At 60.9% G+C, this 19,340-nt stretch carries 21 protein-coding genes; 18 read left to right on the top strand and 3 right to left on the bottom strand.

The genetic code is table 11. The features are described 5' to 3' along the window. Position 1: 1 nt before the first annotated feature. The 8 genes from V9L13_RS22770 to V9L13_RS22735 all read left to right on the top strand — a co-directional run bounded on the left by V9L13_RS22770 (position 2) and on the right by V9L13_RS22735 (position 8,850). Positions 2-709 carry an SPOR domain-containing protein gene (locus V9L13_RS22770; RefSeq protein WP_003220877.1) on the top strand — a complete coding sequence of 236 codons (708 nt, stop codon included), beginning with the start codon at positions 2-4 and terminating at the stop codon, positions 707-709. A gap of 284 nt (positions 710-993) precedes the next feature. Next, a complete protein-coding gene (hslV, locus tag V9L13_RS22765; protein ID WP_003220875.1) occupies positions 994-1,530 on the top strand; it encodes an ATP-dependent protease subunit HslV in 537 nt (178 codons plus the stop codon). Positions 1,531-1,579: 49 nt separating this feature from the next. Continuing rightward, on the top strand, positions 1,580-2,914 hold the full coding sequence (hslU, locus tag V9L13_RS22760) for an ATP-dependent protease ATPase subunit HslU (protein ID WP_003220872.1): 1,335 nt from the start codon (positions 1,580-1,582) through the stop codon (positions 2,912-2,914). Between the two features lie 153 nt (positions 2,915-3,067). After that, positions 3,068-3,445 carry a DUF971 domain-containing protein gene (locus tag V9L13_RS22755; protein WP_338800595.1) on the top strand — a complete coding sequence of 126 codons (378 nt, stop codon included), beginning with the start codon at positions 3,068-3,070 and terminating at the stop codon, positions 3,443-3,445. A 257-nt stretch (positions 3,446-3,702) separates the two neighbouring features. Then, entirely contained in the window at positions 3,703-5,382 is a 1,680-nt protein-coding gene (gene phaC, locus V9L13_RS22750) for a class II poly(R)-hydroxyalkanoic acid synthase (RefSeq protein ID WP_003220868.1), read from the top strand. Between the two features lie 140 nt (positions 5,383-5,522). After that, positions 5,523-6,377 (top strand): poly(3-hydroxyalkanoate) depolymerase, encoded by an 855-nt coding sequence (gene phaZ / locus V9L13_RS22745; protein ID WP_003220867.1) that lies wholly within the window; start codon positions 5,523-5,525, stop codon positions 6,375-6,377. Positions 6,378-6,516: 139 nt separating this feature from the next. Further along, positions 6,517-8,199 (top strand): class II poly(R)-hydroxyalkanoic acid synthase, encoded by a 1,683-nt coding sequence (gene phaC, locus V9L13_RS22740; RefSeq protein ID WP_103520651.1) that lies wholly within the window; start codon positions 6,517-6,519, stop codon positions 8,197-8,199. A gap of 30 nt (positions 8,200-8,229) precedes the next feature. Continuing rightward, positions 8,230-8,850, top strand: a complete 621-nt coding sequence (locus V9L13_RS22735; RefSeq protein ID WP_103520650.1) for a TetR/AcrR family transcriptional regulator — start codon at positions 8,230-8,232, stop codon at positions 8,848-8,850. Positions 8,851-9,106: 256 nt separating this feature from the next. Here V9L13_RS22735 and V9L13_RS22730 read toward each other — a convergent pair whose 3' ends face one another. The 3 genes from V9L13_RS22730 to V9L13_RS22720 all read right to left on the bottom strand — a co-directional run bounded on the left by V9L13_RS22730 (position 9,107) and on the right by V9L13_RS22720 (position 10,980). Further along, positions 9,107-10,027 carry a phasin family protein gene (locus V9L13_RS22730; protein ID WP_338800594.1) on the bottom strand — a complete coding sequence of 307 codons (921 nt, stop codon included), beginning with the start codon at positions 10,025-10,027 and terminating at the stop codon, positions 9,107-9,109. Between the two features lie 10 nt (positions 10,028-10,037). Continuing rightward, positions 10,038-10,460, bottom strand: a complete 423-nt coding sequence (locus tag V9L13_RS22725; RefSeq protein ID WP_338800593.1) for a phasin family protein — start codon at positions 10,458-10,460, stop codon at positions 10,038-10,040. 244 nt (positions 10,461-10,704) lie between these two features. Further along, on the bottom strand, positions 10,705-10,980 hold the full coding sequence (locus V9L13_RS22720; protein ID WP_003220859.1) for a polyhydroxyalkanoic acid system family protein: 276 nt from the start codon (positions 10,978-10,980) through the stop codon (positions 10,705-10,707). Between the two features lie 154 nt (positions 10,981-11,134). On the opposite strand from V9L13_RS22720, the gene ubiE reads away from it, so the two are divergent. From ubiE to V9L13_RS22670, 10 genes are all read left to right on the top strand, one after another. Further along, entirely contained in the window at positions 11,135-11,905 is a 771-nt protein-coding gene (gene ubiE / locus V9L13_RS22715; RefSeq protein ID WP_003220857.1) for a bifunctional demethylmenaquinone methyltransferase/2-methoxy-6-polyprenyl-1,4-benzoquinol methylase UbiE, read from the top strand. Next, on the top strand, positions 11,905-12,528 hold the full coding sequence (locus V9L13_RS22710) for an SCP2 domain-containing protein (RefSeq protein ID WP_003220855.1): 624 nt from the start codon (positions 11,905-11,907) through the stop codon (positions 12,526-12,528). Before ubiE ends, V9L13_RS22710 begins: the two co-directional genes overlap by 1 nt. Beyond that, positions 12,525-14,129 (top strand): ubiquinone biosynthesis regulatory protein kinase UbiB, encoded by a 1,605-nt coding sequence (ubiB, locus tag V9L13_RS22705; RefSeq protein ID WP_027611297.1) that lies wholly within the window; start codon positions 12,525-12,527, stop codon positions 14,127-14,129. The genes V9L13_RS22710 and ubiB overlap by 4 nt, the downstream gene beginning before the upstream one ends. An 80-nt stretch (positions 14,130-14,209) precedes the next feature. Beyond that, entirely contained in the window at positions 14,210-14,611 is a 402-nt protein-coding gene (hisI, locus tag V9L13_RS22700) for a phosphoribosyl-AMP cyclohydrolase (RefSeq protein ID WP_003220851.1), read from the top strand. After that, the gene (locus tag V9L13_RS22695) at positions 14,604-14,936 is read left to right on the top strand and encodes a phosphoribosyl-ATP diphosphatase (protein ID WP_007909355.1); all 333 of its coding nucleotides are present in this window, start codon (positions 14,604-14,606) and stop codon (positions 14,934-14,936) included. The genes hisI and V9L13_RS22695 overlap by 8 nt, the downstream gene beginning before the upstream one ends. A gap of 25 nt (positions 14,937-14,961) precedes the next feature. Further along, entirely contained in the window at positions 14,962-15,243 is a 282-nt protein-coding gene (locus V9L13_RS22690) for a twin-arginine translocase TatA/TatE family subunit (RefSeq protein ID WP_003220847.1), read from the top strand. Between the two features lie 9 nt (positions 15,244-15,252). Continuing rightward, entirely contained in the window at positions 15,253-15,702 is a 450-nt protein-coding gene (tatB, locus tag V9L13_RS22685; protein ID WP_338800592.1) for a Sec-independent protein translocase protein TatB, read from the top strand. Next, positions 15,699-16,490, top strand: coding sequence for a twin-arginine translocase subunit TatC (gene tatC, locus V9L13_RS22680; RefSeq protein ID WP_003220842.1), 792 nt, complete (start codon positions 15,699-15,701; stop codon positions 16,488-16,490). The genes tatB and tatC overlap by 4 nt, the downstream gene beginning before the upstream one ends. After that, positions 16,487-17,194: a 16S rRNA (uracil(1498)-N(3))-methyltransferase gene (locus tag V9L13_RS22675; protein ID WP_201136009.1), complete on the top strand. Its 708-nt coding sequence runs from the start codon at positions 16,487-16,489 to the stop codon at positions 17,192-17,194. The genes tatC and V9L13_RS22675 overlap by 4 nt, the downstream gene beginning before the upstream one ends. Before the next feature lie 226 nt (positions 17,195-17,420). Next, positions 17,421-19,337, top strand: coding sequence for a methyl-accepting chemotaxis protein (locus tag V9L13_RS22670; RefSeq protein WP_338800591.1), 1,917 nt, complete (start codon positions 17,421-17,423; stop codon positions 19,335-19,337). Positions 19,338-19,340: the final 3 nt, after the last annotated feature.

Below are 19,340 nucleotides of genomic sequence, written 5' to 3'. Positions count from 1 at the left end.
GTTGGCTGCCAAGAAAAAACCTGCACCCAAGCGTGGCGCCAGCCGTTACCAAGCTCCTGCAAAGCAACCGATCCCGGGCTGGCTGTGGATGGCCATCGGCCTGACGGTCGGTGCGTTCATCGTGTTCCTGATGAAACTGGAGCCGGGCAAGGGCAGCGACACGGTCAAGCGCGAGAAGATCGAGCAAGCGCAACAGCAGAAAGCCACGAAAATCGCCGAGGCCAACAAGACCCCGCCGAGCCCGACACAACCGGTGAAGCCGAAGTACGACTTCTACACCCTGCTGCCGGAATCGGAAGTGATCGTGCCGCCGGATGCCGTGCCGGAGAAAACCCTGCCGACGCCACAAGTGCCGACCACGCCGGTCACCCCGGCGGAAGCGGCGAAGATCGATACCGCGCGGGCGCAGGCTGCGCTGTCGGGCATTACCCCGCCGCCAGCGCCACCGGTGGCGAAAGCGGCGCCGGTGACCAAGTTCTTCCTCCAGGCCGGTTCGTTCCGCAAAGAGGCGGACGCGGACAAGGTACGGGCGCAGATCATTCTGCTCGGCCAGGCCGTTTCGGTTGAGTCGGGCACAGTGAAGGATGAAACCTGGTACCGCGTATTGGTTGGCCCGTTCAGCAACCGCGAACAGCTGACGACTGCGCAGAAACAACTGGCGGGCAGCGGCTTCAGCAACCTGTTGTTACAACAACGCCAGAGCCGCTGATTGGCCAGTGGGCACCTCACTCTGAGGTTGCCCACAACCTTGTGGTGAGGGGATTTATCCCCGACCGGCTGCGCAGCAGTCGTAAATCCAGCATTCGCGGTGTGTCAGACCGACTGCAATCGCAGGTTTCAGGGCCGCTTCGCGCCCCATCGGGGATAAATCCCCTCGCCACAGTCATCAAAGACCATTCGTCTCCCATTACCCTCCCCGGTTGAAATCCTCTCCAACACCCCCATATGAATGGGCATAAGGCATTTTCGCCCCGCTGCGTGGAGACTCTTCCCTTGACCACCATCGTTTCAGTCCGCCGCCACGGCAAAGTCGTCATGGGCGGCGACGGCCAGGTTTCTCTCGGCAACACCGTGATGAAAGGCAACGCGAAGAAAGTTCGCCGCCTGTACCACGGCCAGGTCATCGCCGGTTTCGCCGGCGCCACCGCCGACGCCTTCACCCTGTTCGAACGTTTCGAAGGCCAGCTCGAGAAACATCAGGGCCACCTGATCCGCGCCGCTGTCGAACTCGCCAAAGAATGGCGCACCGACCGCTCCCTGAGCCGCCTCGAAGCCATGCTCGCGGTCGCCAACAAGGACGCGTCCCTGATCATCACCGGCAACGGTGACGTGGTCGAACCCGAGAATGGCCTGATCGCCATGGGTTCCGGCGGTGGTTATGCACAGGCTGCAGCCAGCGCACTGTTGAAAAAGACCGACCTGTCGGCCCGTGAAATCGTCGAAACCGCACTGGGCATCGCTGCCGACATCTGCGTATTCACCAACCACACTCAGACCATTGAGGAGCAGGATCTCGCTGAAGAAGCCTGATACGGCCCCTGTGCCACGGCTTTTTTCTGCTTGAGGACCGCCAATTACTATGTCCATGACTCCCCGCGAAATCGTCCACGAACTCAACCGCCATATCATCGGCCAGGACGATGCCAAGCGCGCCGTCGCGATTGCCCTGCGCAACCGCTGGCGCCGCATGCAGCTGCCTGAAGAGCTGCGTGTTGAAGTGACCCCGAAAAACATCCTGATGATCGGCCCTACCGGTGTCGGTAAAACCGAAATCGCCCGTCGTCTGGCGAAACTGGCCAACGCGCCGTTCATCAAGGTCGAAGCGACCAAATTCACCGAGGTCGGCTACGTCGGCCGTGACGTTGAATCGATCATCCGTGATCTGGCCGACGCTGCGATCAAGATGCTCCGCGAGCAGGAAATGACTCGCGTACGCCACCGCGCCGAAGACGCTGCCGAGGACCGCATCCTCGACGCGCTGCTGCCACCGGCACGCATGGGCTTCAGCAACGAAGAGCCGGCTCAGGATTCCAACACCCGCCAACTGTTCCGTAAGCGCCTGCGCGAAGGTCAACTGGACGACAAGGAAATCGAAATCGAAGTCGCCGAAATGGCCGGCATCGAGATCGCCACGCCGCCTGGCATGGAAGAAATGACCAACCAGTTGCAGTCCCTGTTCGCCAACATGGGCAAGGGCAAGAAGAAAGCTCGCAAGCTCAAGGTCAAGGAAGCGCTGAAACTGGTGCGCGACGAAGAGGCCGGGCGTCTGGTCAACGAAGAAGAGTTGAAGGCCAAGGCGCTGGAAGCGGTCGAACAGCACGGCATCGTGTTCATCGACGAAATCGACAAGGTCGCCAAGCGCGGCAATGTCGGCGGCGCCGACGTGTCCCGTGAAGGCGTACAGCGCGACTTGCTGCCGCTGATCGAGGGCTGCACCGTCAACACCAAGCTGGGCATGGTCAAGACCGACCACATCCTGTTCATCGCTTCCGGTGCATTCCACCTGAGCAAGCCGAGCGACCTGGTGCCCGAGCTGCAAGGCCGTCTGCCGATCCGCGTCGAACTCAAGGCCCTGAGCCCGGAAGACTTCGAACGCATCCTCAGCGAGCCGCACGCTTCGCTCACCGAGCAATACTGCGCGCTGCTGAAAACCGAAGGCCTGAACATCCAGTTCCAGCCGGAAGGCATCAAGCGTCTGGCGGAGATCGCCTGGCAGGTCAACGAGAAGACCGAGAACATCGGTGCTCGTCGTCTGCACACGCTGCTCGAGCGTTTGCTGGAGGAGGTGTCGTTCAGCGCCGGCGATCTGGCCAGCGCGCATGACGACAAGCCGATCCTGATCGACGCTGCGTACGTCAACAGCCATCTGGGCGAATTGGCGCAGAACGAAGACCTGTCCCGTTATATCCTGTAAGCCATACTTACAGCGGTAGCGGACCCTGTGGGAGCGGGCTTGCTCGCGAAGAGGCCGTGCCAGTCGACACCCATGTTGGCTGACACACCGCATTCGCGAGCAAGCCCGCTCCCACATTTGAATCAGGGTCGCCCACACAACGGACGCCAGACCATGACCTCAATCCCCACCGACATCAAACTGCACAAAGCCTCGAAAACCCTGACGCTCAAATACGCGTCCGGCGAGGAGTACACCCTGCCCGCCGAATTCCTGCGCGTGCATTCCCCTTCCGCCGAGGTCCAGGGCCACGGCAAACCGATCCTGCAATTCGGCAAGCTCAATGTCGGCCTCAGCGGCCTGGAACCGGCCGGTCAGTACGCACTGAAACTGACCTTCGACGACGGTCACGACAGCGGCTTGTTCACCTGGGAATACCTCTACGAGCTGGGGCGACGTCATGACGTACTCTGGGCCGATTATCTGGCCGAGCTCAAAGCCGCCGGGAAAACCCGCGATCCGGACCAGTCGATCGTCAAGCTGATGCTCTAGTCCGAGGCTCTTGCTGTTTAGAGGGCATTTTCTAAATTCATCTGTTTGAATGCGCTGCTGTGTGGCCGAGGATCGGCCTGCTTGCGAAAAAAATTAAACTCGGGTAACCAATGGAGCTGGCAAGTTCCCTGCAGTGCTCTACGACTGTAAAGCAGCTATGCAGAATTAACGGTCACCCGAGCAGTAGTACCTGGCATTCGCTGTGGAACTGCACAGCAGAAACCGGGTACTCGTCTCAGGACAATGGAGCGTCGTAGATGAGTAACAAGAATAACGATGACCTGAAGTACCAAGCCTCGGAAAACACCCTGGGGCTTAATCCCGTCGTTGGGCTGCGCGGAAAGGATCTGCTGGCCTCTGCTCGAATGGTGCTGACCCAGGCCATCAAACAACCGATCCATAGCGTCAAGCACGTGACCCATTTCGGTCTTGAACTGAAGAACGTGCTGTTCGGCAAATCCGAACTGCAACCGGCCAGCGATGACCGTCGCTTCGCTGATCCGGCGTGGAGTCAGAACCCGCTCTACAAACGTTATCTGCAAACTTACCTGGCGTGGCGCAAGGAGCTCCATTCCTGGATCGACGACAGCAGCCTGTCACCCAAAGACATCGCGCGCGGCCACTTCGTGATCAACCTGATGACCGAAGCCATGGCCCCGACCAACACCGCAGCCAACCCGGCGGCAGTCAAACGCTTCTTCGAGACCGGCGGCAAAAGCCTGCTCGACGGCCTCTCGCATCTGGCCAAGGATCTGGTGCACAACGGCGGCATGCCGAGCCAGGTCAACATGGGCGCGTTCGAGGTCGGCAAGAGCCTCGGCGTGACCGAAGGCGCGGTGGTGTTTCGCAACGACGTGCTGGAGCTGATCCAGTACAAGCCGATCACCGAGCAGGTCCACGAGCGGCCGTTGCTCGTGGTGCCGCCACAGATCAACAAGTTCTACGTTTTCGACCTGAGCCCGGACAAGAGTCTGGCGCGCTTCTGCCTGCGCAATAACGTGCAGACCTTCATCGTCAGCTGGCGCAACCCGACCAAGGCTCAGCGCGAATGGGGCCTGTCGACCTACATCGATGCGCTGAAGGAAGCGGTCGACGTGGTTACGGCGATCACCGGCAGCAAAGACATCAACATGCTCGGCGCCTGCTCCGGCGGCATCACCTGCACTGCCCTGCTCGGCCACTATGCCGCGCTCGGCGAGAAGAAGGTCAACGCCCTGACCCTGCTGGTCAGCGTGCTCGATACCACGCTGGACAGCGACGTCGCCCTGTTCGTCGACGAGCAGACCCTCGAGACCGCCAAGCGTCACTCGTATCAGGCCGGTGTGCTTGAAGGCAAGGACATGGCCAAGGTCTTCGCGTGGATGCGCCCGAACGATCTGATCTGGAACTACTGGGTCAACAATTACCTGCTCGGCAACGAGCCGCCGGTGTTCGACATCCTGTTCTGGAACAACGACACCACCCGGTTGCCGGCGGCGTTCCACGGCGACCTGATCGAGATGTTCAAAAACAACCCACTGATTCGCCCCAATGCACTGGAAGTGTGCGGCACGCCGATCGACCTCAAGCAGGTCACGGCTGACATCTTCTCGCTGGCCGGCACCAACGACCACATCACCCCGTGGAAGTCCTGCTACAAGTCGGCGCAGCTGTTTGGCGGCAAGGTCGAGTTCGTGCTGTCGAGCAGCGGGCACATCCAGAGCATCCTGAATCCGCCGGGCAACCCGAAATCGCGCTACATGACCAGCGAAGGCATGGCCGCCAATGCCGACGAGTGGCAAGAGAACTCGACCAAGCACACCGATTCCTGGTGGCTGTACTGGCAGGCGTGGCAGGCCGAGCGCTCGGGCAATCTGAAAAAGGCGCCACTGAAACTGGGCAACAAGGCGTATCCGGCAGGCGAGGCCTCGCCGGGCACTTATGTACATGAGCGGTAACTGACACCTCGCCCTCCCTGTAGGAGCTGCCGCAGGCTGCGATCTTTTGATCTTGATTCAAAAAAACAAGATCAAAAGATCGCAGCCTGCGGCAGCTCCTACAGGGGAGCGGGGATGAATTAATCCACAGGGCCTGAAGCATGCCGCAACCGTTCATTTTCCGTACCGTCGATCTGGATGGGCAGACCCTCCGCACCGCGGTACGCCCCGGCAAGCCTCATTTGACGCCCTTGCTGATTTTCAACGGCATCGGCGCCAACCTGGAGTTGGTGTTTCCGTTTGTCGCGGCGCTGGATCCGGATCTCGAAGTGATCGCCTTCGACGTGCCCGGTGTCGGCGGCTCGTCGACGCCGAACCGGCCTTATCGCTTTCCCGGGTTGGCGAAGCTGACCTCGCGGATGCTCGACTACCTCGACTACGGCCAGGTCAATGTGATCGGCGTGTCCTGGGGTGGTGCACTGGCGCAGCAATTCGCCCACGACTACCCGGAACGCTGCAAGAAACTGGTGCTGGCGGCGACCGCGGCCGGTGCCTTCATGGTGCCGGGCAAACCGAAAGTGCTGTGGATGATGGCCAGCCCGCGACGCTACATCCAGCCGTCCCACGTGATCCGCATTGCGCCGTTGATCTACGGCGGCTCATTCCGCCGCGACCCGACGCTGGCTGCCAGCCATGCAGCGAAAGTACGTTCGGCGGGCAAGCTCGGTTACTACTGGCAACTGTTCGCCGGCCTCGGCTGGACCAGCATTCATTGGCTGCACAAGATCCATCAGCCGACCCTGGTGCTGGCCGGTGACGACGACCCGCTGATCCCGTTGATCAATATGCGCATGCTCGCCTGGCGGATTCCCAACGCCCAATTGCACATCATCGACGACGGTCATCTGTTCCTGATCACCCGCGCCGAAGCGGTGGCGCCGATCATCATGAAGTTCCTCCAGGAGGAGCGTCAGCGAGCGGTCATGCATCCGCAACCCTCGCCGCTGGGCGGATAAATCACGGCGGCAGGCTTTATGCAGGGTTTTGAACAACGTGCGCGGCAGGACGCCGCGCAGGCAGCAACCCGTAACAGCGACTATGGTGTTCTGGTTCGGTGAGTTTGTTTTTGACCTGAAGACGAAGGAGTGTTGAGTCATGCGCGACAAACCTGCGACGGGCGTAGTGCCCAGTCCCGCCGTGTTCATCAATGCACAGAGTGCAATGACCGGGCTGCGTGGCCGGGACCTGCTCTCGACGCTGCGCAGCGTCGCAGCCCACGGTCTGCGTAACCCGATCCACAGTGCCAGACACGCGCTGAAACTCGGCGGCCAACTCGGTCGCGTGCTGCTCGGTGAAACCCTGCATCCGACCAACCCGCAGGACGCGCGGTTCGCCGACCCGGCGTGGAGCCTCAATCCGTTCTACCGGCGCAGCCTGCAGGCGTATCTGGCCTGGCAGAAACAGGTCAAGAGCTGGATCGATGAAAGCAGCATGAGCGAGGACGACCGCGCCCGCGCGCACTTCGCGTTCACCCTGCTCAACGATGCCGTGGCGCCCTCCAATACCTTGCTCAATCCGCTGGCGGTCAAGGAGCTATTCAATTCCGGCGGCCAGAGTCTGGTGCGCGGTCTGAGTCATCTGTTCGATGATCTGCTGCACAACGATGGCCTGCCGCGCCAGGTCACCAAACAGGCTTTCGAAGTTGGCAAGACCGTCGCGACCACCCCCGGTGCCGTGGTGTTTCGCAACGAGCTGCTGGAGCTGATCCAGTACAAGCCGATGAGCGAAAAACAGTACGCCAAGCCGTTGCTGGTGGTGCCGCCGCAAATCAACAAGTACTACATTTTCGACCTCAGCCCGCAGAACAGCTTTGTCCAGTACGCGCTGAAAAACGGCCTGCAGACCTTCATGATCAGTTGGCGCAACCCGGACGTACGCCACCGGGAATGGGGCCTCTCGACCTACGTCGAAGCGGTGGAAGAAGCGATGAACATCTGCCGGGCGATCACCGGCGCGCGCGAGGTCAACCTGATGGGCGCCTGCGCCGGTGGCCTGACCATTGCCGCGCTGCAGGGGCATCTGCAGGCCAAACGGCAGCTGCGGCGAATCTCCAGTGCGACCTATCTGGTCAGCCTGCTCGACAGCGAGATCGAAACCCCGACCACCCTGTTCGCCGACGAACAGACCATCGAAGCCGCCAAGCGCCGTTCCTATCAGAGAGGCGTGCTCGACGGTCGCGACATGGCCAAGGTGTTCGCCTGGATGCGGCCCAACGATTTGATCTGGAGTTACTTCGTCAATAACTACCTGCTCGGCAAGGAGCCGCCAGCCTTCGACATCCTCTACTGGAACAACGACAACACGCGCCTGCCCGCCGCATTCCACGGCGACCTGCTGGACTTCTTCAAGCACAACCCGCTGACCCACCCGGGCGGCCTGGAAGTCTGCGGCACGCCTATCGACCTGCAGAAAGTCACCGTCGACAGCTTCAGTGTGGCCGGCATGAACGACCACATCACGCCGTGGGACGCGGTGTATCGCTCGACGTTGCTGCTCGGCGGCGAGCGGCGCTTCGTGCTGTCCAACAGCGGCCACGTGCAAAGCATCCTCAACCCGCCCAGCAACCCGAAAGCCAATTACGTCGAGAACGGCAAGCTCAGTAGCGATCCGCGCGCCTGGTATTACGACGCCAAACGCGTTGACGGCAGTTGGTGGCCGCAGTGGCTGGAATGGATTCAGCAGCGCTCCGGCACGCAGCACGAAACCACGTTTACCCTCGGCAACCCGAACTATCCACCGATGGAGGCAGCACCCGGCACCTACGTGCATGTGCGCTGACGCTTAACCGAACTTTTCTAAGAAGACTGGATGAAAACCCGCGACCGGATTCTCGAATGTGCTCTGCAGTTGTTCAATGAGAAAGGCGAACCGAACGTCTCCACCATGGAAGTTGCCAATGAGATGGGGATCAGCCCCGGCAACCTCTACTACCACTTCCACGGCAAGGAGCCGCTGATTCTCGGCCTGTTCGAACGCTTCCAAAATGAACTGGCGCCGCTGCTCGATCCTCCATCGGATGCCGAGTTGGCGCCGGAGGATTACTGGCTGTTCCTGCACTTGATCGTCGAGCGCCTGGCGCAATACCGGTTTCTGTTCCAGGACCTGTCGAACCTCGCCGGGCGCCTGCCAAAACTGGCCAAGGGCATCCGCAATCTGCTCAACGCACTCAAGCGCACGCTGGCGTCATTGCTGGCGCGCCTGAAGGCGTCGGGGCAATTGGTCAGTGATACCCAGGCGTTGGGGCAACTGGTGGAGCAGATCACCATGACCCTGCTGTTCTCGCTGGACTATCAGCGGATTCTCGATCGCGAGGGTGAGGTCAAACTGGTGGTGTACCAGATCATGATGCTGGTGGCACCGCATCTGCTGCCGCCGGTGAAAGTGGCTACTGAACGGATGGCCCTGCAATACCTCGAAGATCACGAATGAAATCAAGAGCCCCTCACCCTAACCCTCTCCCAGAGGGAGAGGGGACTGACCTTATTGTCTTACGCGATACGGCGACCTGAAAAATCCAGTCGATTATGGATTCAATACAACACTTTCAGGTCGGTGTAAGGCTGAAGCATCCCCGAATCGGCCCCCTCTCCCTCGGGGAGAGGGCTGGGGTGAGGGTAAGCTTTTAAAAAGACAAACAAAAACGCCCGGCCTTCACAGGCCGGGCGTTTTGTTTTGCCCTGAAAAATCAGGACTGACTGGTTGGCGTCGACGGGGTCGATGCAGCAGTCGGGGTGGCTACCGGGGTCGGTGCAGCGGCGGAGTTCGACGCGCTGGCCGGGGTTGCCGGGGTAGCAGGCTTGGCTGCCGCAGGTGCTGCCGGTTTCGGCGCAGCGGCTTTCGGCGCGGCCGGTTTTTTCACTGCCGGCTTTTTCGCCGCAGCCGGTTTGGCCGCTGGCTTGGCAGCAGGTTTGGCGGCAGCGGTTTTCGCTGCTGGCTTGGCTGCTGGCTTCGCCGCGGTTTTAGCGGCAGGCTTCGCAGCTGCCTTGGCGGCTGCAACCGGCTTGGCCGCTGTTTTCGCAGCAGGTTTGGCGGCAGCCGTTTTCGCTACGGATTTAACGGCTGCTTTAGCCTTCGCAACTGGTTTGGCAGCCGCTTTGACCAATGGCTTGGCAGCTGTTTTGGCTGCCGGTTTTGCCGCTGCAGTTTTAGCTGCCGGTTTGGCCGCAGCGGTTTTCGCCGCTACCGGACGTGCCTTCTCGCCGGTAAGTTTCTCGATCTGCTTGGTCAGGGTTTCGACCTTGCTGTGCAGCGCCTTGACTTCATTGCGGCTTGGCACACCGAGGCGCGAAATCGCGCTGTTCAGGCGCTTGTCGAAAGCCCCTTCCAGCTCGTCCCACTTGCCCAGTGCGCGATCTTTCACGCCGCTGATGCGCGACTTGGCCGAAGAAGCGGAATCCTTGGCGGCATCGACTTTCTTGCCGACTGCGGACTTGGTGAGCTTCTCGGCTTTCTCGCCGTCTTTGACCAGTGACTCGAAGAGTTTGCTGCCGTCAGTGTCGATCTTCGAGTACACGCCTAAACCAGCCAGCCAGATTTTGCGGGAGTAGTCTTCGACTTTCCCAATCCACGAGCTGCCTTCTTTATCGGTGTTCTTTTTACCAGCCATCCCGTTCTCCTTAAGATTTACGCGCGACGCGTTCGAGCAATGCCGTCAGCTCATCGAGCTTAGCAGAGAGTGTCTCAACGTCATGTTTAGACGGAATGCCGATACGATTCAAGGCACTTGCCACGCGGGAGTCGAACGCCTTCTCGACCTTGTCGAGCTGAACTTCGACGCGACCTTTGAACGAGCTGACCTCATCCTTGGCTTCGTCGATCTCGGCGTTGGCGGCTTCGAGCTTTTCGGTGACGACTTTTTTGCCTTTCTTTTCAACAGTTTGACCAGCCTTGATCAACTCCTGAAAGTAGTCACTGCCCTCTTGGCCGACCTTGGCGTAGGCACCCAGGCCTGCCAGCCAGATCTTGCGGGCATAGGATTTGACGTCGCTCAGAGCAGAAGTCGAAACGTCGATTTTTTTCTTCAGAATTACTTTGGCCATGGTCCACCTCACGCGCAGAAGGTTTGAGGAACTGCCCGCAAAGGTGTCGGGCTCAGGCACAAAGTAGGGAGAAAAATTAGAAACGGCACCCTAACAACTGACATAAACAACAGGGGCACCACAAAACAAATGTGGGAGCGGGCTTGCTCGCGAATGCGGTGTACCAGTCACGAGAAATGTCGACTGTTGCACCGCATTCGCGAGCAAGCCCGCTCCCCACAGGGAATTTCATTTCCGGCAGAAATCAGACCAGCGCTTTGTCCAGCGCCTTCTCGATCTCGGCTTTGATCATGCCGCTCATGGCCGACATCATGATGCCCAGCTCCACGTCGACGCGGATCGAATCGTCAGCCACATGCACCGCGCCTTTCACGCCCGAGCGCTTGAGGTTCAGGGTGTCGCCCGACCACTGCGGCTCCAGGCCATATTGATCGGAGAGTTTCTGCGCCAGCTTGTCGGCCTTCTCGCGGGCGGCTTCCTTGCCCAGGCTGTGGGCACGCTCAACACTGATTTTGGCCATTGAATGACTCCTGCTTGATGAATAGGTGACGGTAAATCTTGACCGCGTCTGCGGCAAATCGTCCCGAAGGTTGCCCATCTTACCTTTAGCCATTCCAAGACAAAGCATTGCTTGGGGATTAGAATGTCGCGCATTCTCTTTTGGTGACAGCGATATGACTGATCAGCGCAAAGGCAGCGATGCCGAACCCACCACTCACTTCGGCTTCAAAAACGTTCCGGAAAGCCAGAAAGCGGAAAAAGTCGCTGAGGTGTTCCACTCCGTAGCCGCGAAATACGACCTGATGAACGACCTTCTGTCGGGCGGCATGCACCGTCTGTGGAAGCGTTTCGCGATCGAACTTTCCGGTGTGCGCAGCGGTAACCGCGTGCTCGACATCGCCGGCGGCACCGGTGACCTGACCAAGAAATTCTCGCACCTGGTTGGCCCTACCGGTCAGGTGGTATTGGCCGACATCAACGAATCCATGCTCAAGGTCGGCCGTGACCGCCTGCTGGATCTGGGTGTGTCGGGCAACGTCGAATTCGTTCAGGCGGACGCGGAAAAGCTGCCGTTCCCGGACAACCATTTCGACTGCGTGACCATCGCCTTCGGCCTGCGCAACGTGACGCACAAGGAAGACGCCCTGCGCTCGATGCTGCGCGTGCTCAAGCCCGGCGGCCGCCTGCTGGTGCTGGAGTTCTCCAAGCCGACCAACGCGCTGATGTCGAAAGCCTACGACGCTTACTCGTTCGCCTTCATGCCGCTGATGGGCAAGCTGATCACCAACGATTCGGAAAGCTATCGCTACCTGGCCGAATCGATCCGCATGCACCCGAATCAGGAAACCCTGAAGTCGATGATGGTCGACGCCGGTTTCGATCGCGTGACCTATCACAACATGACCGCAGGCATCGTCGCCCTGCACCGCGGCATCAAGCCCTGATGTTGCTCACCGGGCTGCTCGCCAGCGTCGAACTCGGCCTCAACCGGGTGCTGCGTCTCGACAGCACGGCGCTGCCGCGGCTGGCGCATCTGACTGGCAAAGTGATTGCCGTCGATTGCCGCAGCCCGGCACTGCAACTGTTCATCCTGCCCAGCGATGAGGGCCTGATGCTCGCCTCGCACTGGGAAACCGGCGTCGACTGTACCCTGCGCGCCCCCGCTTCAAGCCTGGTGAAACTGGCCGTGAGCAAAGACAAGACCGCGGTGCTGCACGCCCCGGAAGTCGAGCTCGATGGTGACAGCGGCGTGCTGCTGGAGCTGGCCGGGGTGCTGCAGGACCTCGAGCTGGACTGGGAGTACGAACTCTCACGCTGGCTCGGCCCGGTCGCCACGCAACTGATTGGCGGTCACCTGCGCAGCCGCGCACGCTGGTATCAACAAGGATTTGCCAGCCTCAACCAGAACCTCGCCGAATACCTCGCCGAAGAATCGCGCACCCTGGTCGGGCAGCGCGAAGCCGAAGCGCGGTTCAGCGAACTGGACCGGATCAAACTTGATCTGGAACGTCTCGAGGCGCGTTTCGAGCGCCTTTCCCGATCCCTCGACCCAAGCGATAACGCATGAAGCTGCTTGCCGTCCGCCGTCTGTTGCGCATTCAGCGCGTCGTGATCCGCTACCGCCTCGATGACCTGCTGTTCGAGCTGCCGCTGCCCTGGTTTCTCCTGGCACTGCGTTACGTGCTGCCGTGGCGCTGGTTGCCGCGCAAGCCGCTGGAGCTGAGCCGTGGCGCGCGTCTGCGTCTGGCGTTGCAGGATCTGGGGCCGATCTTCATCAAGTTCGGGCAGATTCTCTCGACCCGCCGCGACCTGCTGCCGGAAGACATCGCCGATGAGCTGATGCTGCTGCAGGACCGCGTACCGCCGTTCGATTCGCAGCTGTCGATCAAGCTGATCGAAGAACAGCTGGGCAAGAAAATCAGCGAAGTGTTCAGCCGTTTCGACGTCGAACCGCTGGCCTCGGCCTCGGTGGCGCAAGTGCATGCCGCGCAGCTGAAAACCGGTGAAGAAGTGGTGGTCAAGGTGATCCGCCCGGGCCTGAAACCGGTGATCGCCCAAGATCTGGCGTGGCTGTTCATCCTCGCCCGCGCCGCCGAAAAGGTCTCGGCCGACGCCCGCCTGCTGCACCCGGTGGACGTGGTGCAGGACTACGAAAAAACCATCTACGACGAACTCGACCTGCTGCGCGAGGCGGCCAACGCCAGCCAGTTGAAGCGCAACTTCGAAGGCTCGCCGCTGCTCTACGTGCCACAGGTCTATTGGGACTGGTGCCGGCCGAAAGTGCTGGTGATGGAACGCATCTACGGGATTCAGGTGACGGATCTGGCGACCCTCGCCGACCAGCGCACCGACATGAAAATGCTCGCCGAGCGCGGCGTGGAGATCTTCTTCACCCAGGTGTTCCGCGACAGTTTCTTCCACGCCGACATGCACCCGGGCAACATCTTCGTCAGCACCGTCAACCCGTGGAGCCCGCAGTACATCGCGATCGACTGCGGCATCGTCGGCAGCCTGACCCCGGAAGACCAGGACTACCTGGCGCGCAACCTGTTCGCCTTCTTCAAGCGCGACTACCGCCGCGTGGCGCAGTTGCACATCGATTCGGGCTGGGTGCCGGCGGAAACCAAACTCAACGAATTCGAAGCGGCGATCCGCACCGTGTGCGAGCCGATCTTCGAAAAACCGTTAAAAGATATTTCATTTGGCCAAGTGCTGATGCGCCTGTTCCAGACCGCGCGGCGCTTCAACATGGAAGTGCAGCCGCAACTGGTGTTGCTGCAAAAGACCCTGCTGAACATCGAGGGCCTCGGTCGTCAGCTGTACCCGGATCTGGATCTGTGGAACACCGCGCAGCCGTTCCTCGAGCGCTGGATGCGCGAGCGCGTCAGCCCGAAAGCCTTGCTCGGCAACGTGCAGAGCCAGTTCGAACAGCTGCCGCACCTGGCCAACATGGCCCGCGACCTGCTCGAACGCATGTCGCAACCGCACGCCTACGACCCGCCGCCACCGTGGCACAAACGCAAGGACGACTGGTTCCTGCGCCTGCTCGGTTGCGCGCATCTGGCGGGCGGGACGATCCTTGCCGCCGGCGGCCCGTTGCACGAACTGGGGCATTGGCCGGCGGGCATCATGGTGGCAGTCGGCTTGTATCTGGTCGTTCGCCGATAGCCAGTTTGCTGATCGGCTGGCACACTGTTTCAACGCCTGAACCCGACTATCGAAGTGGGGGTTCGCTGTCGGAGTCGAAGATGAAAAACTGGCTGGACGAGATCAAGTGGGACGCGGATGGCCTGGTGCCGGCGATTGCCCAGGATCACAAGACCGGACGCGTGCTGATGATGGCCTGGATGAACCGCGAAGCGCTGGAACTGACCGCTGCGGAAAACCGTGCAATCTACTGGTCACGTTCCCGTGGCAAGCTGTGGCGCAAGGGCGAAGAGTCCGGCCACGTACAGACCCTGCATGAAATGCGCCTGGACTGTGATGCCGACGTGATCATCCTGATGGTCGAACAGATCGGCGACATCGCTTGCCATACCGGCCGTCAAAGCTGCTTTTACCGCGTCTACGAAAACGGTGACTGGAAGACAGTCGACCCGGTTCTGAAAGACCCGCACGCTATCTATTCCGCAGGACATAAACATGAGTGACACCCTGACTCGCCTGGCCGAAGTGCTCGAAGAGCGCAAAGGCGCAGCGGCCGACAGCTCATATGTAGCTAGTCTGTATCACAAGGGCCTGAACAAGATTCTGGAGAAAGTCGGCGAAGAGTCGGTCGAAACCATTATTGCCGCCAAGGACGCCGCCATCAGCGGTGACTGCAGCGATGTGATCTACGAGACTGCCGACCTGTGGTTCCACAGCATGGTCATGCTCGCCCAACTGGGGCAGCATCCGCAGGCCGTGCTGGATGAACTGGATCGTCGCTTCGGTCTGTCCGGACACGTCGAGAAAGCCTCGCGTCCGTCCGCCTGAACAATTTTTAGAGAGGAACAGCAACATGGGCATTTTTGACTGGAAACACTGGATCGTCATTCTGGTAGTCGTGGTGCTGGTGTTCGGCACCAAGAAACTGAAAAACCTCGGCACCGACGTCGGCGAGTCAATCAAGGGCTTCCGTAAAGCCATGAACGATGACGAAAAACCGGCCGCCGATCCGACCGTAACGCCTGCGCAGCCCGTTCCACCGGTGCAGCCGCAGGCCACCGCTCAGGCCAACCCGCCGCACACCATCGACGTGCAGGCGCAGAAAGTCGAAGAGCCGATCCGCAAAGACGTGTGAGACTGACAAATGTTTGGTATCAGCTTCTCTGAACTGCTGCTCGTCGGCCTCGTCGCCCTGCTGGTGCTGGGCCCCGAGCGTCTGCCGGGCGCTGCGCGCACCGCCGGCCTGTGGGTCGGCAGGCTGAAGCGCAGCTTCAACGCGATCAAACAGGAAGTTGAACGTGAGATCGGTGCCGACGAGATCCGTCGGCAACTGCACAACGAGCACATCCTGTCGCTGGAGCAGGAGGCGCGGAAGATTTTCACGCCGGTTCAGCAGGAGCCGACGCCCGTGCAGCCAGTGGCAGAGCAGACGCCTGCGGCTCCCGTTGCGGAGCAGCCGGCGAGCGTCGAACACGTTTCTGCCGCAGCCGCTGAAGCTGCGCCGATCATGAAGCCTGTCGAACCCGTTGCACCTGCGGCTGCGCCTATTGCGTCAGCTCCTCACGACTCCACACTGCCGCCGCGAGCCCCATGAGCGATCTTCCCGAAAACGACCAGCACATGCCGCTGGTATCGCACCTCACCGAGTTGCGCACCCGCCTGCTGCGTTGTGTGGCGGCGGTGTTCATCATCTTCGCCGGGTTGTTCGCGTTCACCCAGCAGATCTACACCTTCGTCTCGACGCCGCTGCGCCAGTACCTGCCGGTCGGCGCGACGATGATCGCCACGGATGTGTCGTCGCCGTTCCTGACGCCGCTGAAGCTGACGATGATGGTCTCGCTGTTCCTCGCGATTCCGGTGATCCTGCATCAGATCTGGGGCTTCATCGCGCCGGGCCTGTACAAGCATGAGAAACGCATCGCGGTGCCGCTGCTGGTGTCCAGCATCCTGCTGTTCTACACCGGCATGGCGTTCGCCTATTACTTCGTGTTCCCGCTGATCTTCAAATTCTTCGCCGCCGCCACCCCGGCCGGCGTGGAAATGATGACCGACATCACCAGTTACCTCGACTTCGTGATGACGCTGTTCTTCGCCTTCGGCGTCGCGTTCGAAATCCCGGTGGCCGTGGTGCTGCTGGTGTGGATCGGCGTGGTCGACGTCAAATACCTGAAGAAGATTCGCCCGTACGTGATCATCGGCTGCTTCGTGGTCGGCATGATCCTTACGCCGCCGGACATCTTCTCGCAGACCCTGCTGGCAGTACCGATGTGGATGCTGTTTGAAATCGGCATTCTGTTCGGCAGCCTGGTCAGCAAGCGCGAACGCCCGGACGAAAATCCGGCCGACGATCACAACGACCAGCCGCCAGCGACCCAGGCATGAACCTGCTGTTGCTCGAAGAGGCCGACTTCATCGCGGCCGACCGCGTCGTGCTGCGTGACCGGCGCCTGACCCACATGCAGGAAGTGCATCGCTCGGAAGTCGGCGACAGCCTGCGGGTCGGGCGCATCAATGGCTTGATGGGCTCGGCCGAACTGCTGCGCCTTGAGGCCGGCGAAGCGGAATTGCGCGTCAGCCTCGATCAGTCACCGCCGGCCAAGTTGCCGCTGACCCTGGTACTGGCCCTGCCGCGTCCGAAGATGCTGCGGCGGGTGTTTCAGACCGTGGCGACCATGGGTGTGTCGAAGGTGATTCTGGTCAACAGCTACCGCGTCGAGAAGAGCTTCTGGCAGACGCCGTTTCTCGAGCCGGAAGCGATTCGCGAGAATCTGATCCTCGGTCTCGAACAGGCCCGCGATACCGTGCTGCCGGAAATCATCATCGAGAAACGCTTCAAGCCGTTCGTCGAAGATCGCCTGCCGGCGATCAGCGAAGGCACCCTCGGTCTGGTCGGCCATCCCGGTAACTTCCCGCCCTGCCCGCGCGCATTGAGCGAACCGGTGACGCTGGCGATCGGCCCCGAGGGTGGCTGGATCCCCTACGAAATCGACCTGCTGGGCAAGTCCGGCCTGCAACCGGTGCAACTGGGCGAGCGCATCCTGCGCGTCGAAACCGCCGTCACCGCCCTGCTCGCCCGCCTGTTCTAAAAGGACTGTGGCGAGGGAGCTTGCTCCCGCTTGGGCGCGAAGCGGCCATTGCTCTTCCTTCAGATGAAAATGTGTTTGCCGGTTTTGCGACGGCTGCGCCGCCGGGCGGGAGCAAGCTCCCTCGCCACAATGCCGCTACGTTCCAGACAAATCGGGTTACAGATTGCCACCCCCCAGCCGATACAGTCCCCATAAGTCCAATTAGTGGTCCGAGGGGAGTCGTCGCATGTACCGTTGGTTAGCCGAGAATCTTGGAAACGTCAGCGTCAAACGCAAGCTGGGGATCAGTTTCGGCCTGGTGCTGTTGCTGACGCTATTGATCACCTTCACCGGCTGGACCGGCATGAACGGCATCATCAGTCGCGGCGACAAGCTCGGGTTTATCTCCAGTCTCAACGAGCTGACCAAGGATCTGCGTCTGGCGCGTCTGGACTACGAAATGCGCCGGGGCGAACAAGGTCCAGGAGCGGTCAACGACTTGCTCGGTAAACTCGAAAGTGGTCTGCAAACTGCGCGTGGCGAGATTGAACAACCGGCTGACGCAGCGAAGGTCGACCAGCAACTGGCCGCCGTCGCCGAATACAAGCGCGCCTTCAACGACTTGATCCAGGCCGGCGCCAACCGCGAAGACGCCCGCAGCAAACTCGGCGCCACCGCCGACAACGCCGTGGCCAAGGTCGCCGAGGTGGAGAAGTCCATGTTGCAGGGCGACAGCGTCGCCCAGTTCAACGCGGTCATCGACCTGAGCAAATTGATCCAGCAGGCGCGCTTCCAGGTGCGCGGCTACACCTACAGCGGCAAGACCGAAGCCGAGCAGCCTGCGCTCGACGCCATCGACAATGCCCTGAAAAACCTCGAAACCCTGCCGGCCAAATTGCCTGAGCAGCACATCGCCAACCTGCAACAGGCCACCGACTCGCTCAAGGCTTACCGCGCAGCCGTCAGCCAGTTCCGCGACTCGCAGGTCGCCAGTGCCAAGGCGCTGGCCCGCATGTCGACGCAGGGTGACCTGCTGTCCGACGTCAGCAAACAACTCACCGACTCTCAGACTATCGTGCGCGACACGGATGCCGCAGCAGCCAAAAACCAGTTGATCATCGCCACCATGCTGGCCGTGGCCTTCGGCCTGCTGGCGGCGTGGGCGATCACTCGGCAGATCATCATTCCGCTGAACCAGACCCTGAAAGTCGCTGAACGCGTGGCTGCCGGCGACCTGACCCATAACCTGGTGTCGCAACGCCGCGACGAACTCGGCCAGTTGCAGCGTTCGATGCAGAGCATGACCCAAGGCCTGCGCGACCTGATCGGCGGCATCAGCGACGGCGTTACGCAGATCGCCAGTGCGGCTGAAGAGCTGTCGGCGGTGACCGAGCAGACCAGCGCCGGGGTCAACAATCAGAAGATCGAGACTGATCAGGTCGCCACCGCCATGAACGAAATGGCTGCCACCGTGCAGGAAGTCGCGCGCAACGCCGAGGAAGCTTCCGAAGCCGCCGTGGCCGCCGATCAACAGGCCCGCGAAGGCGACAAAGTGGTGGGTGAAGCGATCGCGCAGATCGAGCGTTTGGCCGCTGAAGTCGGTCATTCGACCGAAGCCATGGGTGAGCTCAAACGCGAGAGCGACAAGATCGGCAGCGTGCTCGACGTGATCAAATCGGTAGCCCAGCAAACCAACCTGCTGGCGCTCAACGCCGCGATCGAAGCGGCGCGTGCCGGTGAGGCCGGGCGTGGTTTTGCGGTGGTTGCCGATGAAGTGCGCAGCCTCGCCCAGCGCACGCAGAAGTCCACCGAAGAGATCGAAGAACTGATCGTCGGCCTGCAGAACGGCACCCAGCAAGTGGCAACGATCATGGACAACAGCCGCAGCCTGACCGACAGCAGCGTCGAACTGACCCGCCGTGCCGGCGGTTCGCTGGAAAGCATCACCCGCACCGTCTCGGCGATTCAGGCGATGAACCAGCAGATTGCAGCGGCAGCCGAGCAGCAGAGTGCCGTGGCCGAGGAGATCAACCGTAGCGTGCTGAATGTGCGGGATGTGTCGGATCAGACGTCGGCGGCGAGTGAAGAGACCGCGGCGTCGAGTGTTGAGCTGGCGCGGCTGGGGACGCATCTGCAGATGCTGGTGGGGCGGTTCAAGGTTTGAGGT

The organism is Pseudomonas sp. RSB 5.4 (assembly GCF_037126175.1).
GTDB lineage: Bacteria > Pseudomonadota > Gammaproteobacteria > Pseudomonadales > Pseudomonadaceae > Aquipseudomonas > Aquipseudomonas fluorescens_H.
This window is presented reverse-complemented; position numbering and strand designations above follow the sequence as displayed.

What these genes read in the sequence shown, in the direction of transcription:
- V9L13_RS22695 (WP_007909355.1), top strand. Translation starts at nt 14,604, where the DNA reads ATGAGTGACACCCTGACTCGCCTGGCCGAAGTGCTCGAAGAGCGCAAA.
- ubiB (WP_027611297.1), top strand. Translation starts at nt 12,525, where the DNA reads ATGAAGCTGCTTGCCGTCCGCCGTCTGTTGCGCATTCAGCGCGTCGTG.
- V9L13_RS22725 (WP_338800593.1), bottom strand. Translation starts at nt 10,460, where the DNA reads ATGGCCAAAGTAATTCTGAAGAAAAAAATCGACGTTTCGACTTCTGCT.
- V9L13_RS22710 (WP_003220855.1), top strand. Translation starts at nt 11,905, where the DNA reads ATGTTGCTCACCGGGCTGCTCGCCAGCGTCGAACTCGGCCTCAACCGG.
- V9L13_RS22735 (WP_103520650.1), top strand. Translation starts at nt 8,230, where the DNA reads ATGAAAACCCGCGACCGGATTCTCGAATGTGCTCTGCAGTTGTTCAAT.
- ubiE (WP_003220857.1), top strand. Translation starts at nt 11,135, where the DNA reads ATGACTGATCAGCGCAAAGGCAGCGATGCCGAACCCACCACTCACTTC.
- phaC (WP_103520651.1), top strand. Translation starts at nt 6,517, where the DNA reads ATGCGCGACAAACCTGCGACGGGCGTAGTGCCCAGTCCCGCCGTGTTC.
- V9L13_RS22755 (WP_338800595.1), top strand. Translation starts at nt 3,068, where the DNA reads ATGACCTCAATCCCCACCGACATCAAACTGCACAAAGCCTCGAAAACC.
- phaC (WP_003220868.1), top strand. Translation starts at nt 3,703, where the DNA reads ATGAGTAACAAGAATAACGATGACCTGAAGTACCAAGCCTCGGAAAAC.
- V9L13_RS22730 (WP_338800594.1), bottom strand. Translation starts at nt 10,027, where the DNA reads ATGGCTGGTAAAAAGAACACCGATAAAGAAGGCAGCTCGTGGATTGGG.
- hisI (WP_003220851.1), top strand. Translation starts at nt 14,210, where the DNA reads ATGAAAAACTGGCTGGACGAGATCAAGTGGGACGCGGATGGCCTGGTG.
- tatC (WP_003220842.1), top strand. Translation starts at nt 15,699, where the DNA reads ATGAGCGATCTTCCCGAAAACGACCAGCACATGCCGCTGGTATCGCAC.
- V9L13_RS22675 (WP_201136009.1), top strand. Translation starts at nt 16,487, where the DNA reads ATGAACCTGCTGTTGCTCGAAGAGGCCGACTTCATCGCGGCCGACCGC.
- V9L13_RS22690 (WP_003220847.1), top strand. Translation starts at nt 14,962, where the DNA reads ATGGGCATTTTTGACTGGAAACACTGGATCGTCATTCTGGTAGTCGTG.
- hslU (WP_003220872.1), top strand. Translation starts at nt 1,580, where the DNA reads ATGTCCATGACTCCCCGCGAAATCGTCCACGAACTCAACCGCCATATC.
- tatB (WP_338800592.1), top strand. Translation starts at nt 15,253, where the DNA reads ATGTTTGGTATCAGCTTCTCTGAACTGCTGCTCGTCGGCCTCGTCGCC.
- V9L13_RS22720 (WP_003220859.1), bottom strand. Translation starts at nt 10,980, where the DNA reads ATGGCCAAAATCAGTGTTGAGCGTGCCCACAGCCTGGGCAAGGAAGCC.
- V9L13_RS22670 (WP_338800591.1), top strand. Translation starts at nt 17,421, where the DNA reads ATGTACCGTTGGTTAGCCGAGAATCTTGGAAACGTCAGCGTCAAACGC.
- phaZ (WP_003220867.1), top strand. Translation starts at nt 5,523, where the DNA reads ATGCCGCAACCGTTCATTTTCCGTACCGTCGATCTGGATGGGCAGACC.